We start from the raw sequence: 26231 nt of genomic DNA on the forward strand, positions 1-26231 counted from the left end.
TTATACGATGAAATTCATTTTAGTAGGTGCTTTCTACTGACTAGAGCGTATTAGTCATCTTGGGGATCTGTAAAAAACACTTGTAATTTCATTCTTTTTTCATTAGAAACGTTATCATTACTTCCATATAGAATAGTGCCTCTAGGTGTTAAAATAGCTGCAGCTGGAATAGCGATAACATCATCATTACTATTTAATATTTGAGCACTAGCAGTATAGTTAACATTGGTCGATAATACCAAACCTATTTTTGTGTTGGTGGAATCTCTTAGCAAAATATTATTTAAATGCTCGGTGAGGCGTATTTTATATTTCTTTTGATCAGGGTTACGTTGGCTTAAATGAACTACTTTTGAATTGAAAGGGTCATTTGCATTTCCAGTTGGGTCAAATAAATCAAGGTAGTCAACAATAGGGATATTATTATTAACATCATAAGCATATATCCTATCATATTTATGGTAATCGTCCGTAGAGATAGCTAAATCACTTTCGTGAACAACTAACTGGGCTTCATTAATAAGTCTTTTAAGTACAAAATTTCCTGTAGTGTTGTCTTTTAGATACCCACTTGGGTCATCTGGATCGGATATTCTAAAATCATCGATAAAACTTTCCATAGCATCAGGAATATTATTGTTGTCTGCATCTTCGTTACCAAATAGATCAACAATAGTCATAGAGCCTTCTGCTCCTTTCAAATAAAGAGTTTCATCTCCTAAATCAGCATCTCCATCTGCTAATGCTACATGATAATCATTAATAAAGGTGTTAAGCCTAATGCCTCTAAAATTAAAAGCGTATGTCGATTGTGATCTGGAATCATCTGCTCCTTTGGTATAGTATATAGTTATATTGGCCTCTTGAGAAAGTGTATTTAAAGCAATCATATTGCCTTCTCCCCCTACAGCTTCTGCTTTAAAGTAAAGTCCTCTGAAATAATTATTAAAGTTACTGGCATTGCTTAGTTCAGTCCCCCCTTCATGATCTATAATGGCAGATTTCCAAAAATCAATATCGAGTTCCACTCTAAAAGCAGGAGCAGATCTTGAGGTTATAGCATCTTCGCCTTCCCCAACGGTTGTTTTGATAGCCTCTGCACTTGGGGTAAATGTAATCTCTTTTACTATGTCACCTTTGTGGTCATCAAAGTTTATGGAACCACTTTCGATAAGCGCTAAGTTATCTGTTGTATTATTATCAGCATTTGAAAAATAGTTTTGAGGACTATTCGTTTCGTTTGGATTCAAACTTCTTAAGAAATAATTGTTACGATAAATAGTTACCTTAATTTCTTTCGAGGCATCGCCATATAAAGAATCGAGAATAGAATATGTAGTATTACCATCATCATCAAAACCAATAGGTTTGCTAAAATATGGTATGCTTAAGATTACCGAATCAATAACTGGATTCTCACCAAAATTAGGACTAAATGCCGTTGGAGTTATTTGAGTCACCATACTGGCAGTGGTTTGTCCAAATTCAGGATCGTCAAAAAAGCCAAGGAAATTATGACTTAAATTATTAACCTGAAGCGCATTAAGTTTTTTGTTATACGCAGCTATAGGAATATCTATTTGATTTGTACCAAAGTTTGCGTTTCCTTTTCCTAAAACATCACTTTCAATAACACTAAACTCTTTGTCGCATGCGATGAAAGACGAAGCAATTATTAGAAAAATAATAGAAAATTTAAGGGCTTTAATCGTATTTTTCATATAAGATTGAATGAGTATAGGTTAACTTAAAACGCTTGTATTAAAAAATGTTGTATAAGCTTCACCAAATTCATCTTTATTTTTGTATTCTAAAACAGGTTTCTTGGATGCTTCCAGATAGGATTTTAAATCTTCAGGGATAGTTTCAGATCCCACAATCAAGGCATCGGAGTAATCAACGGCAACTTTCATCAAGTTGTTATATGTTGGTTCTTCAAGCACACTAACAGCATCGTCATTAATGTTGTCAAATTTAATTTTATTCAGCATATCTTTATTTAAAGTATTGTTAAAACTTTGATCATAAATCGAAGTAACAATTTTGCTTTCGTTAAATAAAGGTTCATCTTTATAATATTCTTTTAAGTATAGAGGCAATAATGATGCTAACCAGCCATGTACATGAATAACGTCTGGAGACCAATTTAATTTCTTAACAGTTTCAATAACACCTTTTGCAAAGAAAATAGCGCGCTCGTCATTATCTGAAAATAATTTGCCATCTTCATCAGTCAATGTTGCTTTTCTTTTAAAGTATTCATCATTATCAATAAAGTAAACCTGTATGCGCTCCTTAGGAATAGATGCTACTTTGATAATAAGAGGCATATCTAAATCATTTATCACTAAGTTTATACCAGATAGCCTTATAACTTCGTGCAGTTGGTGTCTACGTTCATTTATATTCCCATAGCGAGGCATAAATATCCTTATTTGCCCACCTTGTTGATTCACCAATCTAGGTGCTTCAAAGGACATGGATGAAATTTCGGTTTCTGGTAAATAAGGAACTACTTCAGATGATACGTACAATATCCTCTTATCTTTCATATGTTTGTTTTTGTTGACTTCTATAAGTCTTATATCAGCAATTAATGGTCTTTTTTTAAAGAGAAATTTTATAAAGCTTGTTTTTTTGAGGGTCTCGCTTTTTGAAAATTCAAAATAAAAAACACGCAAAAGTACAAAATTTTATGCAGATTGGTTGTAAAATCTTAAGTTTGCACGCGTTAATTTTTTATTAAAAAGTGGAATTTTATTCAGAAAAACAGCAAATTACAGCAAATGTTGATGCTTTTAAAGCAAAACAACTAACAATAGGGTTAGTTCCTACAATGGGTGCTTTGCACGAAGGACATTTGCAATTGGTTAAAAAAGCATTAGAGGATAATGATAAAGTTGTTGTTAGTATTTTTGTTAATCCTACACAATTTGATAATAAAGAGGATTTAGAAAAATATCCTAGAACACTTAATAGTGATATAAGCTTGTTAAAAACGGTTAGTGAAGATCATATTATAGTTTATGCGCCTACTGTTGATGATATTTATGAGGGTAAAACAGTGTCTCAAAGTTTTGATTTTGATGGTTTGGAGTTTGAAATGGAAGGTAAATTTCGAAATGGACATTTTGACGGGGTTGGTACTATTGTAAAACGTTTTTTTGAGATAGTGAGGCCGCATAACGCGTATTTTGGGGAGAAAGATTTTCAACAACTACAGATTATAAAAAAACTAGTGGAAAAATATCGTATTCCAGTTAATATAGTTGGATGTGAAATATATCGGGAAACTAATGGGCTAGCAATGAGTTCTCGCAATACACGATTAAAGCCAGCGTATAAAAAAGCAGCGCCTTTTATTTACAAAACTTTAACAACTGCCAAAGAACGCTTTGGCACAAATAGTGCTGGTAAAGTATTGGAATGGGTTGAAAATCAGTTTGCAGAACATGATTTGTTGGCATTAGAATATTTTATCATTGCCGATGCCGAAACGTTAAAACCAGTTACGCGAAAATCGAACAAAAAATTATATCGAGCGTTTATCGCAGTATATGCAGATGATATTAGACTTATTGATAATATCGCACTAAATTAATTATCTTTGCCATATGCAAATTCAAGTAGTAAAATCTAAAATTCATAGAGTAAAATGCACAGGTGCAGAACTCAATTACATAGGGAGTATCACTATTGATGAAGACTTAATGGAAGCTGCCAATATTATACAAGGTGAAAAAGTTCAAATTGTAAATAACGATAATGGCGAACGTTTAGAAACATATTGTATTCCAGGGCCACGTAAAAGTGGTGAGATTACACTAAATGGAGCTGCAGCCAGAAAAGTTTCGGTTGGTGATACCTTAATTTTAATCACCTATGCCTTTATGGATATTGAAGAAGCCAAAACCTTTAAGCCGTCATTGGTTTTTCCAGATGAAGCAACTAACTTATTAAAATAGAGGTTTTGAACCAAAAGATAAAAAGAATGCTAAAGATTATGCTCCCATTATTATTGGGAGTTTTTTTGGTCTGGTATTCGCTATCTCAAATTTCTATTGAAGAATTGGTTAAATATTTTAAAAAAGCAGATTATACATGGATTGTACTAGGTATGTTTTTAGGGCTTCTAAGTCATTTGTCCAGAGCTTACCGTTGGCGTTTTCAATTGGAGCCTATGGGGTATAATATTAGGTTGGGTAATAGCATCATGGCAGTATTTGCTACTTATTTAATAAATTATACCATACCAAGAGCAGGTGAAGTCGCCAGAGCCTCCATACTTACAAATTATGAAGGTGTGCCTTTTGAGAAGGGCTTTGGAACGATTGTCGCCGAGCGTATTGCAGATATGCTTGTCATGCTTAGCATAATTGCCGTAACACTATGCCTTCAATTTGATTTTATATATGGATTTTTAATTGAAAAATTCGATCCTATTAAAATTATAATAGCCCTTGTTTTAGGGATTGTATTAATTATATTCTTTTTAAGATTTGTAAAGAGAAGTGAATCTAAATTAGCACTAAAAATAAGAACATTTATTAATGGATTAATAGAGGGAGCACTTAGTATTTTTAAAATGAAAAAGAAATGGGCATTTATTTTTCATACGCTATTTATTTGGGGGATGTATGTGCTTATGTTTTACGTAACGTCATTTGCTCTTGAACAAACACAAGATATTCCTTTTGCAGCCATTTTGATCGGTTTTATTGCAGCCAGTTTTAGTATAGCCGCAACAAACGGAGGTATAGGCTCTTACCCCGAGGCGATTGTACTGGCATTTTTGTTATTTAATATTCCAGAAGACCCAAGTCGTGCTTTTGGTTGGATTATGTGGGCATCTCAAACACTTATGATTATAATATTTGGCGGAATTTCCTTGATTTATTTGCCTATTTACAATAGGAAAAAATCGAAACCAAAAGTTTAAATTTTTTGTAAAGGTTACAAAAACTTTGCTTTTAAACTCTCACATTATTTGTTACCTTGCCAATATCAAATTTCAAAATCATTTATTCAAAATGAAGCCAATACTTTACATTTTGCTGTTTGTGTTCTCAATCTATTTTACTGGAGCACAGGTTAAATACGAAACGATCGAGTCCTCAAAATTAGGAGAACCCAGAGAAATTAAAATACAATTGCCAAGAGGTTATAATAATAACGAAGACAAAAATTACCCACTGTTTATTGTTCTTGACGGAGACTATTTATTTGAAGCTGTAGTTGGAAATGTTGATTATTATTCTTATTGGGAAGATATGCCAGAATCAATAGTTGTAGGTCTTAATCAAGTTGATAAACGATTCGATGATTGCATGTATTCTGAGCAAAACTCTTTGCCTATAGATACAGGTGCCAATTTTTTCGAATTCATAGGTATGGAGCTTATCCCTTATATAGAAAAGACCTATAGAACAACTAATTTTAGAGTGGTTGTAGGTCATGGGGAAACAGCCAATTTTATTAATTATTTTTTATTAAAACCACAGCCTTTATTTCAAGGTTATATAGCTGTTAGCCCGGATTTAGCTCCAAAAATGTTGGATTACCTACCAGAACGTTTAAGTAAGTTGGAATCTAAATTATTCTATTATTTAGCAAATACTAAAAACGATCCAGGTTCCATAAAGAAGATGACAGAAACTTTAAACAAAGATATTTCTGCTATAGAAAATGAGAACTTGGTTTATAACTTTAATAGTTTTGAAACCCCATCCCATTATTCGGTGCCTTTGCATGCGTTGCCAAACGGTATTGAAAACATTTTTAAAGTATTCCAACCCATTAGTAAAAGGGAATATAAAGAAACTATACTAGAATTGGAGACATCTCCAGTAGATTATTTGGTTGAAAAATATAAAACGATTAACGGTTTGTTTGGTCTTGAAAGGCGAATTCTAATTAATGATTTCAAAGCGATTTCAGCAGCTATTGAAAAAACCGAGCAGTTTGAATACTATGAAGAATTAGGTAAAATTGCAAGAGACCAATACCCAAAAACACTTTTAGGAGGTTACTATTTAGCGCGATTTTATGAAGAAATGGGTGAACCCAAAAAGGCTATGCGTACTTATGAAACAGCTTATACTCTCGAAGAAGTCGCCGGGATAACTAAGGATTTGTTAATTGAGAAAATAGATTTAATTAAAGAAGATTTTGGATATTAATGGCAAAAGTAAAAACGACTTTTTTTTGTCAAAGCTGTGGAACCCAATATGCAAAATGGCAAGGACAATGCAATGCCTGTAAAGCTTGGAATACGATTGTTGAGGAAGTTATCCAGAAACCAGAGAAGAGCGATTGGAAGTCTTCGACTTCTACTATAAAAAAAGTATCGGTTCCTTTACGAATCCAAGAGATAGATGTTTCCAAAGAACCGAGGCTCAATACATTCGATAGCGAGTTTAATCGTGTGCTAGGAGGAGGCATAGTGCCAGGGTCTTTAACATTGCTGGGAGGGGAGCCAGGCATCGGTAAGAGTACTTTATTACTTCAAATTTCATTAAAATTACCCTATAAAACCTTATATGTTTCAGGGGAAGAAAGCCAGAAACAAATAAAAATGCGTGCAGAACGCATTAACCCTGATAATAACAATTGTTATATATTAACGGAAACCAAAACACAAAATATATTCAAACAAATTGAAACTTTAGAACCAGATATTGTTGTAATCGATTCTATTCAAACCCTTCATAGCGATTACATTGAATCTTCTTCAGGGAGTATTTCCCAGATAAAAGAGTGTACCACTGAACTTATAAAGTTTGCCAAAGAAACGGCAACGCCCGTTTTATTGATTGGTCATATCACTAAAGATGGCCATATTGCTGGCCCCAAAATTTTGGAGCATATGGTAGACACCGTATTGCAATTTGAGGGAGATCGTAATCACATATTCAGAATTTTAAGAGCGAATAAAAACCGCTTTGGCTCTACTAACGAGTTGGGTATTTACGAAATGCAGGGGTCTGGACTCAGAGAAGTTACGAATCCATCAGAGATTTTAATCTCTAAGAAAGATGAGGAATTATCTGGAAATGCTATTGCAGCAACTTTAGAGGGCATGCGTCCATTGATGATAGAAGTGCAAGCGTTGGTTAGCACAGCAGTTTATGGAACGCCGCAGCGTAGTGCCACTGGTTTTAATGCCAAACGACTCAATATGCTATTGGCAGTATTGGAAAAACGTGCTGGTTTCCGATTAGGGGCTAAGGATGTATTTTTAAATATTACTGGGGGTATAACGGTAGACGACCCTGCTATAGATTTGGCGGTTGTCGCTTCAATTTTATCATCAAATGAAGATATGGCATTGCCAAAGGATTTTTGTTTTGCAGCCGAAGTTGGTCTGTCTGGGGAAATTCGTCCAGTCCAGCGTGTAGAACAACGTATTTTGGAAGCTGAAAAACTTGGGTTCTCTACTATTTTTGTGTCTAAATACAATAAGATTTCATTAAAAAGTACTGTAATTAAAATCCAACTCATTTCTAAAATTGAAGATTTGGTTGATATGCTTATCTAATTTTTAGCAATTTTTCACCCCTTCTAAAACTCAAAATGTACGCTTTATCGTATATATGTTTGCATTTTGTCTGATTTTTATTAGTTTTTATCGATTTTTTGAATTAATTTTGTGATGTATTTGATCCAAGTCGTCAGATTAATGTTTTTGATCAATGATTTGGTCAAATGAAGTATTCTTCCCTCAGAATAAATTATAATTTTAATACAAAAAATCAAACAATAGTGCTAATGAAGGTGCGTAAACGGTATGCATTTCGTCGATTTTATGGTAGTTGAAAGAAAAATTTGATTTTTTAACGATAAAAATATGTAACTATTTGAATATAAAATAATTTAGATCTACCCAAATCTATTAATTATGAAGACATATACTATTAACCTAGGACAAGTTTATTTATTTGTATTGTTTTTTTTAGCAATAAAAGGCATTACTTATGCGCAGCTCCATTCCTCTCCTGCATGCGGCGAAAATTTTACTTTAGACTGGTCTTCAGCGCCTTCGGCGACTAACGAATTTAATTGGTTGGCTGCTGGGGTCTTATCTAATACATTTATTAATGTAGATAATTCTGGAATAGATTTCACAGTAACTTTTACAGGAGAAACTGGCACTCTGGGCGTTTGGGGAGGAACACAAACACCAAAAGTAGGGACATCGGCTTCGGGTTCTAGTTTAGAGAATCTAGACCTTGTTACTAATGGCTTTTCTTCAACAGGTATAACCTGTACAATAACGTTTAGTACTCCTATATATGCTTTATCTTTTGATTTATCTCATGTAAATTCTAATGGAACCAATGGAGATATGTACACGATTACTGCGACTACTACTAATGGAGACACCCTTTTTCCGACATTTACCAGTTCGCCAACTCCATCGTATACTATAAATAATTCAACAGGAGTGGTAGATGCGAATGCTTCATCCACCAGTGGAACAAATGCTATTGTTGGGGTTAATTTCTTAGATGAAGATTATATTGAAAGCGTTACTTTTTTATGGCAAAATTGTTCTTCATGCTCCCCTAATGTTATGCATGGCTCTGGGCTCGGTAATTTTAGTTTTTGTATCCCCCAAACTCTAGATTTTGATGGTGTAAACGATTATATAGACAGAGCTGCATTTTTAGGAGGTAAATCAGAAGTAACAATGATGTCATGGATAAAACTAGATGCTGGTTCTGATGGAGGTGAAATCATAGGGCAACGTAATTTTAGACTTTATGTAGATTCAAATAAAAACTTGAAAGGGTTTGTTAGAACTGACTCTGGATTAAGTATAAGCACACCAGATCTCTCTCTAGCAACATTATCGGATAATTTATGGTACCATGTTTCTTTAAAATATAATGGGAACACAGGAGATATAACCCTAGATTTAAATGGAGAATCTATTTGGAATTATTCCGATGTATCCATTATAGGAACAACTCTTAACAATGAAGCTGAATGGAATTCGGATCATGATTTTGAAATTGGAAGAAACACTGAGCTGAACAATAATTATTTTGAAGGTTCAATTTATGAGTGTAGGGTATATAATAAATCTTTGACAGTTAGTCAATTACAGAGGCAGGTAAATCAAGAGATTGAAAACAATTTGGGTAACGTAAGAGGGACTATTATACCAAAAGATATTGAAGGGTTATTGTGGAGTGATTTGGAGCTTTACTATAAAATGGGAGTAATTGAAACAGGTTATACCCCAGATTCTTCTAACTCAAATGTTGATGGGCATTTAAATAATATGAGAACCTATCAAGAATATACAGCTCCTTTACCTTATGTTACTACCTCGTTTTGTAGTGGAAACTGGACTGATTCCAACAATTGGGTCCATGGGGATGTATGGGATGTAAGTGCAATACCTTCTGAAAGCGCTATTATACAGATACAAGGAAATATCCAACTAAACACCGATATATCAACAGTTGGTTTAATCATTGATAGCGCAAGTACATTAGAAGTAAGTAATGATAGTGGAGTATTTAACTCCTGGTACTTAGAGTTGAACGGTATATTGAACTTAGAAGATGATTGTCAGTTAATACAGACGGAAAACAGTGACCTGGTAACCTCTGCAACGGGAAAAATTTTAAGACGTCAGGAAGGTGCATCCAATGTCTATCGTTATAATTATTGGTCGTCGCCAGTAGGTGCAGTGGGTGCTACAAGTTTAACAGATAACAATGCCGCTATCAATAATGCTAATAATACCCCATTTAGCTTGAATACGATAAAAGATGAATCGGGAATCGCGATGTCGTTTACTTCGGCATATGACGAAGCGGGAAAAATTAGTACCTATTGGTTATATACCTTTAAGAATGGGCTCACTTATTGGGACTGGGCAGCACTTTCGCCAAGTACACCATTAGAAGTAGGTGTTGGTTACACGCAAAAAGGAACAGGTAATGCTGGTGTAGAACAGCAATATATTTTTGAAGGAAAACCAAATAATGGAACCATATTAGTGAATGTTACTGATGTAGGCGGGGCAGGATCGGTGGCCTCAGTATCAAAAACAGAATATCTGTTGGGGAATCCATACCCGTCGGCTTTGGACATTCATAAGTTTATTGATGACAATGTAGGTGTTATAGATGGCACTTTGCAGTTGTGGCAACAATGGGCAGGCGATTCTCATTACCTTGATGAATATCAAGCTGGGTATGCGCAGGTTAATAAACTAGGCTCGGTAAGAGCTTATCAATTTGTAGGTTTTTATGGTGCTCATAACGGTTCTCAGGATGGAACGAAGACACCATCAAGATACCTTCCAGTAGGGCAAGGGTTTATTACGGAGATTATAGCAGATGGAACGGTAGAGTTTAATAATAGTCAGAGGGTATTCATAAAAGAATCCGATGCGGATGGCACTTACAGCACTGGATCTACATTCTTTAAATCGAGTGATACAAAATATAAAAAAGGTAGCAGCACTGCGAAATCAGGTAATCAGACTGGAGCTATGCAGAAAATCCGTTTGGAGTTCAATGCGACCTCAGGGCCAGAAACGAGAAGGGAACTGCTCATGGGCTTTAGCGAAACGACTACTGACGGGTTTGATTACGGATACGATGCAGAATGTAACGAGTCTAACAACAACGACCTGAACCTGAATTTGGAAAGCAAGAATATGAACATACAGGCATACGGTCCTATTACTGTCAATAAGGTAGTGCCCCTAAATTTTAAATCATCAGGGAATAATTCATTTGAAATAAGGATTACCGAGACAGAAAATCTGGATGAGAATCAAAAAGTCTATCTAAGAGATCATCTAACAGGAGGTTACTTCGAGCTTACAACCAATGAGGTATATAGCTTTAGCTCAGAACAGGGTAAGTTCAATAATAGGTTTGAAATCGTGTTCCAAAATGAATCAAAAACCTTGAGTTTGGAAGAAGCTGCATTTACAGAAAATTATATTTATTATCAGAATAAAACCAATACGTTGTTTGCCAAGAAGCTAAATAGTGGCGTTAAAAAAATGGCTTTAATTAGTATGAGAGGAGAAACCGTTTTAGAGGTTGACAACATATCGACAGAAATCCTGGAGAATGGCTTTAAGTTTAGTAATATATCAACAGGTGCCTACGTGGTCTGTCTAAGAACAGAGGCGAACGAGGTGCTTACCAAAAAAATTGTTTTTAATTAATTTAGTTTTTATAATAATTATCGAGGAGCTATTTCAAAAGTACTAAGGTGTCTGTTCGAACACTATGGCTGTGCTTAGTATAAGTTAAAGTCGATAACTTTTAGTTTCTAATACTTTTGAGATAGCTTCTTTTAATTAAAGGTTAATACTTTGATATAATTAACGATTTCTCTGTAATTTAATCTTCTATTTTTCCTAAAATTCCTTAAATTCGCATCCTTATAAGAATAGAGCGTAAATGAGTACTAAATTTCCTGAATATAAAGGACTTGACTTGCCAAATGTAGCGAATGAGATCCTGCAATATTGGCAAGAAAACAACATTTTTGAAAAAAGCATTTCTACCAGAGAAGGTAAAGAATCATATGTGTTTTATGAAGGTCCGCCATCGGCAAATGGGCTTCCTGGAGTACACCATGTTTTAGCACGTGCTATTAAAGATATTTTTCCGCGTTATAAAACCATGAAAGGTTACCAAGTAAAACGTAAAGCAGGTTGGGATACTCATGGATTGCCTATTGAATTGGGCGTAGAAAAAGAATTGGGCATTACTAAAGAAGATATAGGTAAAACCATTTCGGTAGAAGATTATAATGCAGCATGTCGCAAGGCCGTGATGCGTTACACAGATGTATGGAATGACCTGACACAAAAGATGGGGTACTGGGTAGATATGGACGACCCATATATTACTTACGACCCTAAATATATGGAAAGTGTTTGGTGGCTGTTAAAGCAGATTTATAACAAATCCTTGCTTTACAAAGGTTATACCATCCAACCATATTCGCCAAAAGCAGGAACAGGTTTAAGCTCGCATGAGTTAAACCAACCAGGAACTTACCAAGATGTTACCGATACAACTATAGTTGCCCAGTTTAAAGCTAAAACAGAGTCGTTACCAGACTTTTTACAAAAAGAAGGCGATATTTATTTAATGGCCTGGACGACCACACCATGGACCTTGCCGAGTAATACGGCATTGACCGTTGGACCGAAAATTGATTATGTTTTAGTTAAAACTTATAATCAATATACATTTGAGCCTATTAATGTTGTCTTAGCTAAGAAATTAGTAAACTATCAGTTTTCTGGTAAATTCAATCAAGTAGAAGATAAATCGGAATTATTAAACTATAAATCGGGAGGCAATCCGCCTGCTGGCAAGGCAGGAAAGATTCCTTTTTATATTGTTAAAGAGTTTATTGGTAAAGATTTAGTCGGAATTACTTATGAGCAATTATTACCGTATGCATTGCCAAATAACAATCCAGAAAATGCATTTAGAGTTATTTCTGGAGATTTCGTAACGACCGAAGACGGTACAGGAATTGTGCATACAGCACCTACTTTTGGAGCAGATGATGCTTTGGTTGCAAAACAAGCAAAACCAGAAGTGCCTCCTATGTTGGTAAAAGATGAAAACGGTAATTTGGTACCGCTTGTAGATTTACAAGGGCGATTTAGACCAGAAATGGGAGAGCATGCTGGGAAATACGTAAAGAATGAATATTACAATGATGGAGAAGCGCCTGAGCGTTCTGTAGATGTTGAGATTGCCATCAAATTAAAAGAAGAAAATAAGGCCTTTAAGGTTGAAAAATATAAGCATAGCTATCCAAATTGTTGGAGAACCGATAAGCCAATTCTATATTATCCACTGGATTCCTGGTTTATTAAGGTGACTAACATTAAAGATCGTATGCATGAACTTAACAATACGATTAACTGGAAACCAAAAAGTACTGGAGACGGGCGATTTGGAAATTGGCTAGCCAATGCTAACGATTGGAACCTATCTCGTTCAAGGTATTGGGGAATTCCACTACCTATTTGGAGAACCGAAGATGGTAAAGAAGAAATTTGTATTGGATCTGTTGAAGAATTAAAATCTGAAATGGAAAAAGCTGTTTCGGCAGGCGTTTTAGCAAAAGATATTTTTGAAGATTTTGAGGTTGGAAACAACTCAGAGGAAAATTATGCGAAGATAGATCTTCATAAAAATATTGTAGATGAGATTGTGTTGGTGTCGCCATCTGGTCAAAAAATGTTCCGCGAAAGCGATTTAATAGATGTGTGGTTCGATTCTGGATCGATGCCTTACGCGCAATGGCATTATCCATTTGAAAATGCCGATTTAATTGATAAAGGAACAACATATCCAGCCGATTTTATTGCAGAAGGAGTTGACCAAACACGTGGTTGGTTCTATACGTTACACGCTATTGGAACCATGGTTTTCGATTCTGTGGCTTATAAAAATGTGGTGTCTAATGGATTGGTATTAGATAAAAACGGGCAGAAAATGTCTAAGCGTTTAGGAAACGCAGTCGATCCGTTTGAAACTTTGGGTAATTATGGCGCCGATGCAACACGTTGGTACATGATTAGCAATGCAAACCCTTGGGATAACTTAAAGTTCGATATAGAAGGTGTTGAAGAAGTAAAGCGTAAGTTTTTTGGAACGCTTTATAATACATATTCGTTCTTTTCTTTGTATGCCAATCTAGATAAATTTAGCTATTCGGAAGCAGACATAACCATAGAAGAGCGACCAGAAATAGATCGTTGGATTTTGTCTGAATTGCATACATTAATAAAGAAAGTAGATGCTTTTTATGCAGATTATGAACCTACCAAAGCGGCAAGAGTTATTTCAGATTTTACACAAGATTATTTAAGTAACTGGTTTGTTCGTTTAAGTAGAAGGCGTTTTTGGAAAGGTAATTACGAGCAGGATAAAATTTCTGCATATCAAACGCTTTATACATGTATGGTCACTATTGCTAAATTAGGAGCGCCAATCGCACCCTTTTTTATGGATAAACTGTATTTGGATTTAAATTCGGTTACCCAGAAAGAAGCATTTGAGAGTGTCCATTTAGCTAACTTTCCAGAATATAATGAAGCACTTGTGGATAAAAGTTTGGAGCGAAAAATGGAAAGCGCCCAAACAATATCATCGTTAGTTTTATCGTTAAGGGCTAAGGAAAAAATAAAAGTACGTCAGCCGCTGCAAAAAATAATGATTCCTGTTGATAATGAGCTGCAAAAAGAAGAGATATTAGCTGTTTCAGAGTTAATAAAACATGAAGTTAATGTTAAGACTGTTGAGCTTTTAGAAGAGGCTTCAGATATATTGGTTAAGCAAATAAAGCCCAATTTTAAGGCACTTGGTCCCCGTTTTGGTAAAGAAATGAAACTAATTGCCAATGCTATTAAAGCGTTTAATTCTGATGATATCAAAAAAATTGAACAAAATGGTGTTTTAGATGTTGAAATTAATGGAAAAAATATTACTTTAGGGCTTGAAGATGTAGAGATTACATCTCAAGATATTGAAGGTTGGTTGGTTGCAAACGAAGGATCGTTGACAGTGGCTTTAGATGTTACAATATCTGATGATTTACGAAAGGAAGGTATCGCTAGAGAACTTATTAATAGAATACAAAATCTCCGTAAAGATTCAGGATTTGAAGTAACAGATAGAATTGATGTGACGCTTCAAAAAGATGAACATGTTGTTAATGCTGTTAATGCGAACATGGCTTACATAAAAACAGAAACTTTAACCAACGAACTTGAAATTATTGATAGATTAGATAATGGTATAGAGATTGCTTTTGATGATGTAAATACCAAATTGTTTATACAAAAACATTAAAATTATGAGTACAGACGCAAACGTAAGATATTCTGATAAGGATTTAGCTGAGTTTAAAGAGTTAATTACAGAGAAAATAGAAAAAGCACAACATGATTTAGAGCTTATAAAAAGTGCCTATATGAATGATCATAACAATGGGACCGAAGACACATCACCTACATTTAAAGCATTTGATGAAGGCAGTGCTGTGATGAGTAAAGAATCTAATTCTCAATTGGCAATACGGCAAGAAAAGTTTATTCGAGATCTAAAAAATGCGTTGATTAGAATAGAAAATAAGACATACGGTATTTGTCGTGTTACAAAAAAGCTAATTAATAAAGAGCGTTTAAAATTAGTGCCTCATGCGACCTTGAGTATTGAAGCTAAAAACATGCAATAACAAAAAATAATATATTTCGAAACGTCTTGACTAAAAAGTGAGACGTTTTTTGTTTAAAAAAATTATGTCCCTGAAAAAATCTATCATCCTCATTATCCTAATTTTACTTGTTGACCAAATAAGTAAAATATATATAAAAACCCATTTTAAGCTTCAGGATAGTGTTGAGGTGTTTGGTTGGTTTAAAATATTTTTTATTGAAAATGATGGGATGGCTTGGGGTACAAAAATTAGCGATTTTACCTCATTTATATCAGATAGAACAGCTAAAGTAATATTAACCCTGTTTAGGGTTACTGCTATTTTTGCTATTGGCTACTGGTTGTATAATGCTATAAAAAACAAAAACCCTAGAGTATTAATAATAGCTATCGCTTTAATATTTGCTGGTGCTTTAGGTAATATTATAGATTCTGTTTTTTATGGTGTCTTGTTTGATAGTAGCCGCAATCAAGTGGCCACATTTTTACCAGAGGCAGGAGGTTACGATGCCTTATTACACGGTAAGGTTGTAGATATGCTGTATTTACCTTTGTATAATGATTATTTACCTGATTGGGTTCCTTTTTATGGGGGTGAATTTTTTACGTTTTTTGAACCCGTTTTTAATGTTGCAGATGTAGCAATAAGTGCTGGTTTTATCATGCTTATTGTTTTTTATAAAAAAGCATTTCCAACGAAGAAAGAAGATACCAATAATTAAAAGGTGTAAATTGTTTTTGGTGTTGCACAAAAGTCTAGTTTCACATCATTTTCATAAACATCAGTAATGCTATCCTCAGCTTCAAAAAAAGACAGGCCAATTTTAATAGTTTCTGGCTTGCAATCTGATAAGAAGCGATCATAAAACCCTTTGCCATAACCAACCCTGTTCCCTGTTTTGTCAAACCCTAAAAGAGGTACAAAAACAACATCGATTTTATTATTCGTGATTTCAATACCATCTATAGGCTCAGGAATATTATAGCTGCTTTTTTTAATTTTTATACTATCGGTTAAAAGAAAATGTGCCATAAGTCCTGTTTTAAAATCGCTTTTAGAAATGACAACATTTTTATCTTTTCCAGATAAAATATTGAGAATATAATCTGTGTTGACTTCTTTTTGTTCTTCAATCGAAAGAAACAGATGGTAAAAAGTATATCCCCAGATAGGTAGTTTTAATACTTGATTAGCTATAGAAACACTTAAATCGTTAACTTGAGAAGGTGATAGGTCATTTCGAAGTGTTTTGTACTTATTTCGTAATTCAGATTTTATCATGGCTAATCTTCAGGCTTTTTGGTTCTATTTAAGAACAAAGAAAAGCAAAAGACGGTTAAAATGTTTTGATATGTAAAAGAATTATAAAGGTTGGTTAAATATTTATTTGTTGTTAAGCACTTATATCGAAAATAGTCTCTAATTGATTAATAACAATAGGTTTTACAAGATAGTCCTTAATAGTGTTTAAAGATTTTGCACGATCAATATCTACTGGATTTATAGAAGAACTTACAATATAAAGTGTAATTAATTTATTAAATCTGTTTTTAATTTTTGTAAACTGTTCAATAAACTCCCAACCATCCATAATTGGCATATTTAGGTCGATGAGAATAATATCTGGAACTTTGTCTTCATTCGAATTTTGAAGCAGTGATTCAAAATAATCTAAACTTTGTTTTCCGTTTTTAAAAACTATAAGGTTCTCACAAAGTTTTTTGGTTTCAATAATACGTCTTATTAAATTTATGTAGATGTCATCGTCATCTATAATACAAGCCAGTTCTATTAATTTATTTTTCATGTTCAAAAAGTGATTTTAAAAGTAGTGAATTTTTCTACCTCACTAAAAGCATTTATTTGACCATTTAATGCTTCAATTTGATTTTTTGTTATAAATAAGCCAATCCCAACAGCATCTTTATTGTAATGAAACGTTTTATACATTCCAAAAAGTTTATCTCCAAATTTTTCCAAATCAATTCCAATACCATTATCGGTGACCTCTAGAACAGTTTTGTTGTCTTCCAAATAAGACACAATCTTTATTATGGGGTCACGTTCTGGATGTTTATATTTAATGGAATTCGTTATTAAGTTTAATAGAATACTTTCAAGATAGGCAGGAATGTAATTGATTGTATCAACCTTTGTGAAATCTGAGATTATAGTTGCTCTGCTTTTTGCAATTATCTGGCCTATAGATGTTTTTACATGCCGTAATGACTCACTAAATTGTACAGGAGATTTGCTTTTATTTGTAATAGTTTGAATGGTAACGACTTCATTTAAATGTTCTATGGTGTCATTTAAGCTTGAGGTAATATCTTTTATGCTGTCGATTAGCTCTAATTTTTCTTCTTTAGATTTTGTCGCATTTATCAATTCCATAACTAGCGATAAATTGCTAGTATGGGATCTTAAATTATGAGAAACTATATAAGCGAAATTAAATAGCCTTTTGTTTTGTGAGGCAATAATATCTGATGTCCTTTGCAAGTTCAATTCTTTTGCTTTAGTCGCGTCAATATCTTGAAAAATACCACGTATTCCAATAATTTTTTTTTGGTCATTAAATACAGGTTTTCCTTTGGCCCTAACCCAAAATTCACGATTATTTTTAGTTAACATTTTTATTTCTGTGTTAAATGATTCACCATTAGTGGAGCATCTATAAAACAGTTTTTTAGCCAATTCGTAATCTTTTTTTGGATAATACGAACTTGCTTTGCGTAAAGAGGGTTTGTAATCTTCAGGGTATTCTAAAATTCTTCTGGTTTGTTGATCCCAATAACTTTTACGTTTAATAAAATCTACGTACCAACTACCTGTTGATGTCATTTCAGCTGCCTCTTTATAATAAAATTTATGTTTTTTTACCCTTTTATTGGTCTTGAACTTACGTTTATTAAAAAAGAGAAACTTTGTTGTCGCATTATTGAGGTGGATATTATTTTGGTTGGTCGTGCAAACAAATTCTTCGTATTTGCCTTTTTTACAAAGGATTAACATGCTTTGTCTAAAGGGTAAGTTATTCTTGATGTAACTAAAGTAGTTGTTTCTAAACTGATTACTATCGTCTTTGTGGACAAGATTATTGATAAAGAAATCTAAACTGATTTTTTTATCTTTGGTAAGTTTCCCAACGTGAGATAAAAAAGCTTTAGAGCAATAAATATCGTCGTTCTTCAATTCCAAATATCCAATATTACTATCAATTGGCTTCGGGGGGACTTTGACTTGAACCATGGTGTTAGAGAGATGAATGTTAATTCTTTTGTGACGTAAACATAACATTAATTTAACAAATAAACGATAAAAAATGCCTTTAATCTATAAAAATTATTTATTAGTAAGCTTTTTCTTTCTAAAAATAGTTTTGAATTCAGTTTTTTTAACAAATAAATAGGTTTTAATCGAAAATAATTCTCAGAGGCTCTGCCACGGGGTTTCCATTGAAATTGTCGTTCCCGTGAAAACGGGAATCTAAATAACAGAATTTTGATTTTTGACCAAAAAGGTCAAAATGAAACGAGTGAAATATCTCTATGGCTCTGCCTTGAGAATAGTGCATTTCAAGAAATTCTTTATTACTGGATTAAAAAGCAGGATATCATATCAGCTTTAAAGTTTTGTCGAAATATGAAAAAGGGCATCCCCTTGATAAACAATTGGTGCTTCATTTACATTGATTATATATCCTGAATTGTCTGCTTTTACAAAGTAATTAAACTTACCATATGGGTCTGTAATATTACCTAAAATATCACCTTTTTGTACTTTAGAGCTTATTTTTACAGATGCCTTAAACATGCCAGAATACTTAGCGCGCTTCCACTTGCTTTGATTTATTAGAATACAATCTTTTTTAGGCGTTGAAACTTTAAATTTAGAGCTTAACATCCCTAAATGATTTAAAACACGTTTGGCACCATTAACTCCGGTATTGGTTATTAAGTCGTCTATATGCAAGGACTTCCCGCCTTCAAAAAGAAGCATGGGCTTTTTTAACTTAGTACAGGTATGTCTAAAGGACTTCGTTAAATTTTTAGAATATAATACAAAAGGGGCTCCAAAGATCTTAGCTAGTTTATTAAGGTGTCCTTCATTTTCAACAATGCGGATTTGTGGTGCATTAAATCTGCCAGAACCTCCTGTATGAAAATCCATAATATAATCTACGTGCGGTACAATATCATGTATAAGTTTGTGTGCGACTCTGCTGGCTAAAGAACCGTTTGGGCTTCCAGGGAACACCCGATTTAAGTCACGACCGTCAGGAAATTCCCTTTTTAAATTTATAAAACCAAAAATATTGATGACAGGCATGCATATAATAGTACCAAGTTTTGGCTTATTTATACCTTTAGCGATAAGTTGTCTAACAATCTCGACACCATTAACTTCATCTCCATGAATACCTGCAGTAAACAGCACGACTGGACCAGATTTTTTTGAGCGTTCAATGATTACTGGAACATTTACTGGCGTAGATGTGTGTAAATTGGCAACATCGAAATTCGCCTCAATACTTTCTCCAGGTTTTATAGTTACACCAAGAATGTTTAATGTGTCTTTTTTAGTATCAGCCATTAATTTAGTTTAACTATGTCTATTTCTTTCTATGTAAGTAATGATACTTTTGGCTATATTTTTGCCTGTACCTGTTTCTATTCCTTCTAAGCCAGGAGTAGAATTCACTTCTAAAAGTAAAGGACCTCTTATAGATTGTAGCATATCTACACCACAAACGGGAAGCTTTAGGGCTCTTGATGCTTTCATGGCAACTTTTAATTCTGCTTCATTAAGTTTTATAACTTCAGCGGTACCACCTCTATGTAAGTTGGAGCGAAATTCGCCTTCTTTCCCTTGTCTTTTTATAGCGCCAATGACTTGTCCGTCTACAACTAAAGCTCTTAAATCGGCACCTTTGGCTTCAGATATATACTCTTGTACCAGGGCTCTTGCCTGTAAACCGTTAAAAGCTTCTAAAACAGATTCGGCAGCATTTTTGGTCTCAGCCAATACGACACCTAGTCCTTGGGTTCCTTCAAGAAGTTTAATAATTACTGGAGTGCCTCCTACATGGTCTATAACTTTTTCAACATCTCTGGAGTAATTAGTAAAAACGGTCTTGGGCATACCAATTCCAGCTTTAGAAAGCCTTTGGAAACTTCTTAATTTGTCTCTTGATCTAATAATAGCATCCGATGTAGCCGAGGTAAAAACATTCATCATTTCAAACTGCCTAACAACAGCACAGCCGTAAAAAGTTGCAGATGCGCCAATTCGAGGAATAATAGCGTCTACATAATCCAAATAACGATCTTTGTAATAAATGGTCGGCTTTTCTTTTTCAATAATAAGATCGCATTTTAAAGGATCTATTATCTCCATAATATGTCCTCGTTTTTCACCTTCTGTAGCAAGACGGTCAGTAGAATACAAATTAGGATTTCGAGATAGAATAACGATATTCATTAAATATGGTTTAACCCAGTATAGTATTGCAATATACTAAAAAAGGCAAACGAATTTTTACATTATCTAGAATTTAATATACCTTTGAATTAGATGGATACCCCCGATTTAGAAATACAACTGAAGACCCTACCCAGTCAGCCTGGAGTTTATCAATATTACGATAAAGAAGGGACCATTCTGTATGTAGGGAAAGCTAAAAACCTAAAGAAGCGGGTTAGTTCCTATTTTACAAAGACACATGATAATGGAAAAACCAGGGTACTTGTAAAAAAAATTGCGAGCATAAAACATATTGTTGTAGAAACAGAGACGGATGCTTTGTTGTTGGAAAACAATTTGATTAAAAAGCATATGCCTCGTTATAACGTGATGCTTAAAGATGATAAATCCTACCCTTGGATTTGTATAAAAAAAGAACGTTTTCCAAGAGTATTTTCTACACGTCGAATCTTTAAAGATGGGAGCACGTATTTTGGACCTTACACCAGTATGAAAACGGTTTCAACGCTGTTAGATCTAATAAAAGGGCTGTACCCCCTAAGAACATGTAATTACCATTTATCTCAAGAAAAAATCGAGAATGGTAAATACAAAGTATGTTTAGAATATCATTTAGGAAACTGTAAAGGCGCTTGCGAAGGATTGGAGACCGAACAAGAATACCATAATAATGTAAAGGCTATTAAAGAAATTTTAAAAGGAAACTTTAAGGATTCGTTGACGCGATTTAAAATGCAAATGAAACAGCTTGCAGAAAACATGCTGTTTGAAGAAGCCCAAAAAATAAAAGAGAAAATAGAAGTATTAGAAAATTATCAAGCAAAATCTACCATAGTAAATCCAAAAATTAGTAATGTGGATGTGTTCTCTATCATGAGTGACGAAAGTTACGGTTATGTTAATTTTTTGCAACTTTCATACGGATCTATTATCAGATCACATACTTTAGAGGTGAAAAAGAAGTTGGACGAAACAGATTTACAACTTTTAGAGTTAGCTATTATTGAGATTAGGCAGCGTTTTAATTCTAATTCAAAAGAAATTTATGTGCCTTTTAAAGTAGATCTGGGTAATGATGTTAAAGTAACTGTGCCAAAATTAGGAGATAAAAAACATATTTTGGATTTATCACTCAGGAACGCAAAATATTATAGAATGGAGCGTTTTAAGCAAGATAAAATTGTGGATCCAGATAGGCATGCCAATAGAATTATGGCTCAGATGAAGGCAGATTTAAGACTCTCTAGTGAGCCAAGACATATTGAATGTTTTGATAATTCTAATATACAAGGAACAAATCCGGTAGCCGCATGTGTGGTTTTTAAAAATGGGAAACCCAGCAAAAAAGATTATCGTCATTTTAATATTAAAACAGTAGAAGGGCCAGATGATTTTGCATCTATGGAAGAAGTGGTGTACAGACGATATAAACGATTGGTTGAAGAACAAAAACCATTGCCACAATTAATTATTATTGATGGAGGTAAAGGGCAATTGTCATCAGCATTAAAAAGTTTAGATGCTTTAAATTTAAGAGGCAAAATAGCAATTATAGGAATTGCAAAACGCCTGGAAGAGCTATTTTATCCAAACGACCCCATTCCGTTATACTTAGATAAGAAAAGTGAAACCTTAAAAATTATACAACAATTGCGTAATGAAGCGCATCGTTTCGGAATTGAACATCATAGAAATAAACGTAGTAAAAGTGCGTTAAATACAGAGCTGGAAACAATCACTGGAATAGGAGATAAAACAGTTGTAGAATTGTTGAAACATTTTAAATCTGCTAAACGTGTAGCAAATGCCAAGTTGGACGAGTTGGAAGCTGTTGTAGGTGTTTCAAGAGCAGAAAAAGTTTATAATTATTACCACAATAAATGAAGTACATATTAGTGTCTATATTAATGTTTTTTTGTTTTGGGAGCTATGCTCAAGATATGGAAAATAATAATGATGTTAAAGTTGGTTTGGTGCTAAGTGGGGGTGGTGCAAAAGGGTTGGCACATATAGGGGCTCTTAAAGTTATTGATAGTTTAGGCGTGAAAGTTGACTATGTTGCGGGAACTAGTATGGGGGCTATTATTGGGTCGTTATATGCATCAGGGTATTCTGGAAATCAGCTAGATTCTATTTTTAAAGAAATCGATTTTGATAATATTATAACCGATAATTTACCTAGAGCCTCTAAAGCATTTTTTGAACGTAGTAATGATGAAAAATATGCTATAAAACTTCCTTTTAATAATTTTAAAATTGCATTACCATCTGCTCTTTCCCGAGGTCAAAATACATACAACCTACTTTCAAAATTAACGTTACATGTTAATGAAATAGACCATTTTAGTGAGTTGCCCATTCCGTTTTTTTGCATTGCAACAAATATTGAAACAGGACAAGCTGTTATGTTGGATAAAGGAAATTTGGCCCAATCTGTTATGGCTAGCGGTGCCTTACCTTCTATATTTCAACCAGTGGTTATTAACGATCAGATATTAACCGATGGTGGTGTGGTAAATAACTACCCAATTGATGAATTGAGAGCAAAGGGTATGGATGTCATTATAGGGGTTGATGTTCAAGATGGATTGGCAGGTCGCGAAAAATTGGTCTCGGCACCAGAAGTTTTGCTCCAAATTAATAATTTTAGGACGATTAAGGACATGAAATTAAAGGCGCCTAAAACAGATATTTATATAAAACCTGATATCAAGGATTTTAATGTGGTGTCTTTTAGTGAAGGCGTTAAAATTATTGAAACAGGAAAGCAAGCTGCTATAAGTAAAGCAGCAGATTTGAAAGCTTTAATAAAAAATAGACAAAAAGCGGAAATTACCCCAAAAATAAAAATACAGGCACAGGATAGTATCGTCATTAATACACTTTCTCTCTCGGATAAAGGACATTATTCAAGAGCTTATGTTTTGGGTAAGCTGAAATTAAAACTAAACAAAAAAGTGAGTTATGAAGATTTTAATAATGGTGTGAACAGTTTGGTGGCCACAAATAATTTCGATTCGTTTCAGTATGAACTTAAAAAAACAGAAGGGGAAGAAGGATACAATTTATATGCAAATTTAAAGGAAACTAAAAATACTACTTTTTTAAAAGCAGGAGTGCACTACGACGATTTATATAAGAGTGCATTATTAGTAAATCTAACAAAAAACCATTTTTTATTTGATAATGATGTGGCATCATTAGATATCATTTTAGGAGATAATGTTAGGTATAACTTCGAATATTTAATTGATAAGGGTTTCTATTGGAGTATTGGGCTAAAATCCAGATTTCAACAATTTCATAAAAATATAAGTGCACGATTATTATTTGAAAATGATGAAAATATAGTGCCGGCAGTCAATAAGATAGATGCAGAACTACAGGATCAAACGAATCAATTTTATGTACAAACACTATTTAGGAAGGATTTTGCCTTAAGTTTAGGTGCAGAACATAAGCGTTTAGAAATAAAATCACCAACGCTTGCGTCAAACGATCCAGAGGAAGAGTTCATATTTGAAAATACCGATTATTTTAGCGTTTTTGGAAATTTAAAGTTAGATACCTACGACAATAAGTATTTTCCAAAAAGAGGGTTTTATTTTAATGGAGATGCGCACCTATATCTTTATGCATCAAAATATAATAAGACTTTTGATAGGTTTTCGATAGTTAGAGCAGATATGGGTTATGCTTTTAGTGTTTCAGATAAACTGGCATTCAATTTACAATCGCATGGCGGGTTTAAATTAGGAGATAAATCTACTCAGACTTTAGATTTTGCACTTGGGGGCTATGGCAATAATTTAATCAATAATTTTGTCCCCTTTTTGGGGTATGACTTTTTTTCACTTACAGGAGATAGTTATGTAAAGGGGTCTATTAATGCTGATTATGAGATTTTTAAAAACCATCATATTACCTTAGAAGGGAATTGGGCAAATGTAGGTGACAACATATTTGATTCGGGTGAGTGGTTTTCATTTTCAGATTATAACGGCTATGCATTAGGTTATGCTATAGATACTTTTGTTGGGCCTATTCAAGGAAAATTTAGTTATTCTCCCGAACAAAAAGAGGGTATCTGGTTTTTCAATATAGGTTTTTGGTTTTAAAACAATAAGCGATTTTAATTAAAACTCCAAAAAAATCACGATATTTGTATAGTTATGCAAACTTTTTGGCAAGGACTTTTATTATTCTTACACTATCTTATCAAGAGAAACCCTGAGTAAGCAGGTTTTATTGTATCTTTAATATACCATATTCAGGTTTAGGTATTTATACCTGAAACTTTATAGTTTTTAATCTTTAAATTTTAGAAGCAATGCCTTTTTATCATAAATTAGGACGTATTCCTCATAAGCGTCATATTCAATTTAAAAAACCAGATGGCAGTTTGTATTATGAGCAACTATTTGGTACCATAGGGTTCGATGGTATGTCTACCAATAGCTATCATGAACAGCGTCCCACCCAGGTAAAAGAAATAAAAAAACAGTACAGTGTCGCTCCAAAAATTGCTTTAGAGAATAATATAAAATCATATCGTTTAAAGGGTTTTCAAATAAAACCAGAAACGGATTATTTAGAAAGCAGAAAAACAGTACTTGTAAATAGTGATTGTGCTATTGTATTGGCAGCACCAAAAGAATCTACAAACCATTATTTTTATAAAAACACCGATGCGGATGAACTTATTTTTATTCATAAAGGAACAGGTAAATTAAGAACCATGTTAGGTAACCTCAATTTTAAGTACGGGGATTATCTATTGATACCAAGAGGGATTATTTATAAAATAGATTTCGATACAGAAGATAACAGGTTGTTTATAGTCGAATCTCACAGGCCTATTTACACACCAAAACGTTATAGAAATTGGTTTGGGCAATTATTAGAACATGCGCCGTTTTGTGAACGTGATATCCGCAGGCCTGAAGAGTTAGAAACACACAATGAATCTGGAGATTTTCTAATAAAAGTAAAAAAACAAGGAGATATTATAGAAATGGTGTATGCATCACACCCTTTTGATGTCGTTGGATATGATGGATATAATTACCCCTATGCCTTTTCAATTCATGATTTTGAACCTATAACAGGTCGTATTCATCAGCCACCTCCGGTGCACCAGACTTTTGAGACCGATGCCTTTGTCGTGTGTAGTTTTGTGCCTCGATTATACGATTACCATCCTCAAGCTATTCCAGCACCCTATAATCACAGTAACATAGATAGTGATGAGGTACTGTATTATGTTGATGGTGATTTTATGAGTAGAAATGACATTGAAGCGGGCCATATATCATTACACCCAGCAGGAATTCCACATGGTCCACACCCTGGAGCGGCAGAAAGAAGTATTGGTAAGGTGAAAACCGACGAGTTGGCTGTTATGGTAGATACATTTAAACCTTTAATGGTAACCGAAGAAGCTATGAAAATAGCAGATGAAAGTTACTACAAATCTTGGTTGGAGTAATTTGTCATTCCTGCGAAAGTGGAGC

General features: G+C 33.8%; 19 protein-coding genes. 12 read left to right on the top strand and 7 right to left on the bottom strand.

From position 1 onward, the window contains the following. Positions 1–50: 50 nt before the first annotated feature. Together HHX25_RS07970 and HHX25_RS07975 are read right to left on the bottom strand one after the other, a co-directional pair. Positions 51–1721, bottom strand: coding sequence for a DUF4270 domain-containing protein (locus HHX25_RS07970; RefSeq protein ID WP_169671955.1), 1671 nt, complete (start codon positions 1719–1721; stop codon positions 51–53). Positions 1722–1742: 21 nt separating this feature from the next. Further along, positions 1743–2552: a glycogen/starch synthase gene (locus HHX25_RS07975; RefSeq protein ID WP_169671956.1), complete on the bottom strand. Its 810-nt coding sequence runs from the start codon at positions 2550–2552 to the stop codon at positions 1743–1745. Positions 2553–2749: 197 nt separating this feature from the next. Between HHX25_RS07975 and panC the strand changes: the two genes are divergently transcribed. The 9 genes from panC to HHX25_RS08020 all read left to right on the top strand — a co-directional run bounded on the left by panC (position 2750) and on the right by HHX25_RS08020 (position 15952). Further along, positions 2750–3601, top strand: a complete 852-nt coding sequence (gene panC, locus HHX25_RS07980) for a pantoate--beta-alanine ligase (protein WP_169671958.1) — start codon at positions 2750–2752, stop codon at positions 3599–3601. Between the two features lie 13 nt (positions 3602–3614). Beyond that, positions 3615–3965 carry an aspartate 1-decarboxylase gene (gene panD / locus HHX25_RS07985; RefSeq protein ID WP_169671960.1) on the top strand — a complete coding sequence of 117 codons (351 nt, stop codon included), beginning with the start codon at positions 3615–3617 and terminating at the stop codon, positions 3963–3965. A gap of 38 nt (positions 3966–4003) precedes the next feature. After that, the gene (locus tag HHX25_RS07990) at positions 4004–4939 is read left to right on the top strand and encodes a lysylphosphatidylglycerol synthase transmembrane domain-containing protein (RefSeq protein ID WP_240964391.1); all 936 of its coding nucleotides are present in this window, start codon (positions 4004–4006) and stop codon (positions 4937–4939) included. A gap of 91 nt (positions 4940–5030) precedes the next feature. Continuing rightward, positions 5031–6179, top strand: coding sequence for an alpha/beta hydrolase (locus tag HHX25_RS07995; RefSeq protein ID WP_169671964.1), 1149 nt, complete (start codon positions 5031–5033; stop codon positions 6177–6179). After that, entirely contained in the window at positions 6179–7537 is a 1359-nt protein-coding gene (radA, locus tag HHX25_RS08000; protein WP_169671966.1) for a DNA repair protein RadA, read from the top strand. The genes HHX25_RS07995 and radA overlap by 1 nt, the downstream gene beginning before the upstream one ends. A 360-nt stretch (positions 7538–7897) precedes the next feature. Then, a complete protein-coding gene (locus tag HHX25_RS08005) occupies positions 7898–11200 on the top strand; it encodes a LamG domain-containing protein (RefSeq protein WP_169671968.1) in 3303 nt (1100 codons plus the stop codon). A 238-nt stretch (positions 11201–11438) separates the two neighbouring features. Next, on the top strand, positions 11439–14864 hold the full coding sequence (gene ileS / locus HHX25_RS08010; protein WP_169671970.1) for an isoleucine--tRNA ligase: 3426 nt from the start codon (positions 11439–11441) through the stop codon (positions 14862–14864). 4 nt (positions 14865–14868) lie between these two features. Further along, on the top strand, positions 14869–15249 hold the full coding sequence (locus HHX25_RS08015; RefSeq protein WP_169671972.1) for a TraR/DksA family transcriptional regulator: 381 nt from the start codon (positions 14869–14871) through the stop codon (positions 15247–15249). A 64-nt stretch (positions 15250–15313) separates the two neighbouring features. Continuing rightward, positions 15314–15952, top strand: coding sequence for a lipoprotein signal peptidase (locus tag HHX25_RS08020; RefSeq protein ID WP_169671974.1), 639 nt, complete (start codon positions 15314–15316; stop codon positions 15950–15952). Here HHX25_RS08020 and HHX25_RS08025 read toward each other — a convergent pair. The 5 genes from HHX25_RS08025 to rimK all read right to left on the bottom strand — a co-directional run bounded on the left by HHX25_RS08025 (position 15949) and on the right by rimK (position 20715). After that, positions 15949–16512 carry a 5-formyltetrahydrofolate cyclo-ligase gene (locus tag HHX25_RS08025; protein WP_169671975.1) on the bottom strand — a complete coding sequence of 188 codons (564 nt, stop codon included), beginning with the start codon at positions 16510–16512 and terminating at the stop codon, positions 15949–15951. The genes HHX25_RS08020 and HHX25_RS08025 overlap by 4 nt on opposite strands. A 112-nt stretch (positions 16513–16624) precedes the next feature. Further along, positions 16625–17038, bottom strand: a complete 414-nt coding sequence (locus HHX25_RS08030) for a response regulator (protein WP_169671977.1) — start codon at positions 17036–17038, stop codon at positions 16625–16627. A 2-nt stretch (positions 17039–17040) separates the two neighbouring features. Beyond that, positions 17041–18483 (bottom strand): PAS domain-containing sensor histidine kinase, encoded by a 1443-nt coding sequence (locus tag HHX25_RS08035; RefSeq protein WP_169671979.1) that lies wholly within the window; start codon positions 18481–18483, stop codon positions 17041–17043. Between the two features lie 375 nt (positions 18484–18858). Beyond that, positions 18859–19827: a succinylglutamate desuccinylase/aspartoacylase family protein gene (locus HHX25_RS08040; protein WP_169671981.1), complete on the bottom strand. Its 969-nt coding sequence runs from the start codon at positions 19825–19827 to the stop codon at positions 18859–18861. A gap of 9 nt (positions 19828–19836) precedes the next feature. Then, positions 19837–20715, bottom strand: coding sequence for a 30S ribosomal protein S6--L-glutamate ligase (gene rimK, locus HHX25_RS08045; protein WP_169671983.1), 879 nt, complete (start codon positions 20713–20715; stop codon positions 19837–19839). Positions 20716–20808: 93 nt separating this feature from the next. Here rimK and uvrC point away from each other — a divergent pair, with 93 nt between their 5' ends. The 3 genes from uvrC to HHX25_RS08060 all read left to right on the top strand — a co-directional run bounded on the left by uvrC (position 20809) and on the right by HHX25_RS08060 (position 26206). Then, positions 20809–22602 (top strand): excinuclease ABC subunit UvrC, encoded by a 1794-nt coding sequence (gene uvrC / locus HHX25_RS08050; protein WP_169671984.1) that lies wholly within the window; start codon positions 20809–20811, stop codon positions 22600–22602. Then, positions 22599–24836, top strand: coding sequence for a patatin-like phospholipase family protein (locus tag HHX25_RS08055; RefSeq protein ID WP_169671985.1), 2238 nt, complete (start codon positions 22599–22601; stop codon positions 24834–24836). Before uvrC ends, HHX25_RS08055 begins: the two co-directional genes overlap by 4 nt. A gap of 212 nt (positions 24837–25048) precedes the next feature. Then, positions 25049–26206: a homogentisate 1,2-dioxygenase gene (locus HHX25_RS08060; RefSeq protein ID WP_169671987.1), complete on the top strand. Its 1158-nt coding sequence runs from the start codon at positions 25049–25051 to the stop codon at positions 26204–26206. Positions 26207–26231 lie beyond the last annotated feature (25 nt).

Origin of the sequence: Flavivirga algicola, assembly GCF_012910715.1 — a bacterium.
Classification (GTDB): domain Bacteria; phylum Bacteroidota; class Bacteroidia; order Flavobacteriales; family Flavobacteriaceae; genus Flavivirga; species Flavivirga algicola.

Coding starts and splice junctions, on each gene's coding strand:
- HHX25_RS07990 (WP_240964391.1), top strand. CDS start 4,004: ATGCTCCCATTATTATTGGGAGTTTTTTTGGTCTGGTATTCGCTATCT.
- HHX25_RS08015 (WP_169671972.1), top strand. CDS start 14,869: ATGAGTACAGACGCAAACGTAAGATATTCTGATAAGGATTTAGCTGAG.
- HHX25_RS08025 (WP_169671975.1), bottom strand. CDS start 16,512: ATGATAAAATCTGAATTACGAAATAAGTACAAAACACTTCGAAATGAC.
- rimK (WP_169671983.1), bottom strand. CDS start 20,715: ATGAATATCGTTATTCTATCTCGAAATCCTAATTTGTATTCTACTGAC.
- radA (WP_169671966.1), top strand. CDS start 6,179: ATGGCAAAAGTAAAAACGACTTTTTTTTGTCAAAGCTGTGGAACCCAA.
- HHX25_RS08040 (WP_169671981.1), bottom strand. CDS start 19,827: ATGGCTGATACTAAAAAAGACACATTAAACATTCTTGGTGTAACTATA.
- HHX25_RS08005 (WP_169671968.1), top strand. CDS start 7,898: ATGAAGACATATACTATTAACCTAGGACAAGTTTATTTATTTGTATTG.
- HHX25_RS07975 (WP_169671956.1), bottom strand. CDS start 2,552: ATGAAAGATAAGAGGATATTGTACGTATCATCTGAAGTAGTTCCTTAT.
- panD (WP_169671960.1), top strand. CDS start 3,615: ATGCAAATTCAAGTAGTAAAATCTAAAATTCATAGAGTAAAATGCACA.
- HHX25_RS07995 (WP_169671964.1), top strand. CDS start 5,031: ATGAAGCCAATACTTTACATTTTGCTGTTTGTGTTCTCAATCTATTTT.
- uvrC (WP_169671984.1), top strand. CDS start 20,809: ATGGATACCCCCGATTTAGAAATACAACTGAAGACCCTACCCAGTCAG.
- HHX25_RS08030 (WP_169671977.1), bottom strand. CDS start 17,038: ATGAAAAATAAATTAATAGAACTGGCTTGTATTATAGATGACGATGAC.
- HHX25_RS08020 (WP_169671974.1), top strand. CDS start 15,314: ATGTCCCTGAAAAAATCTATCATCCTCATTATCCTAATTTTACTTGTT.
- HHX25_RS08060 (WP_169671987.1), top strand. CDS start 25,049: ATGCCTTTTTATCATAAATTAGGACGTATTCCTCATAAGCGTCATATT.
- ileS (WP_169671970.1), top strand. CDS start 11,439: ATGAGTACTAAATTTCCTGAATATAAAGGACTTGACTTGCCAAATGTA.
- HHX25_RS08035 (WP_169671979.1), bottom strand. CDS start 18,483: ATGGTTCAAGTCAAAGTCCCCCCGAAGCCAATTGATAGTAATATTGGA.
- HHX25_RS08055 (WP_169671985.1), top strand. CDS start 22,599: ATGAAGTACATATTAGTGTCTATATTAATGTTTTTTTGTTTTGGGAGC.
- HHX25_RS07970 (WP_169671955.1), bottom strand. CDS start 1,721: ATGAAAAATACGATTAAAGCCCTTAAATTTTCTATTATTTTTCTAATA.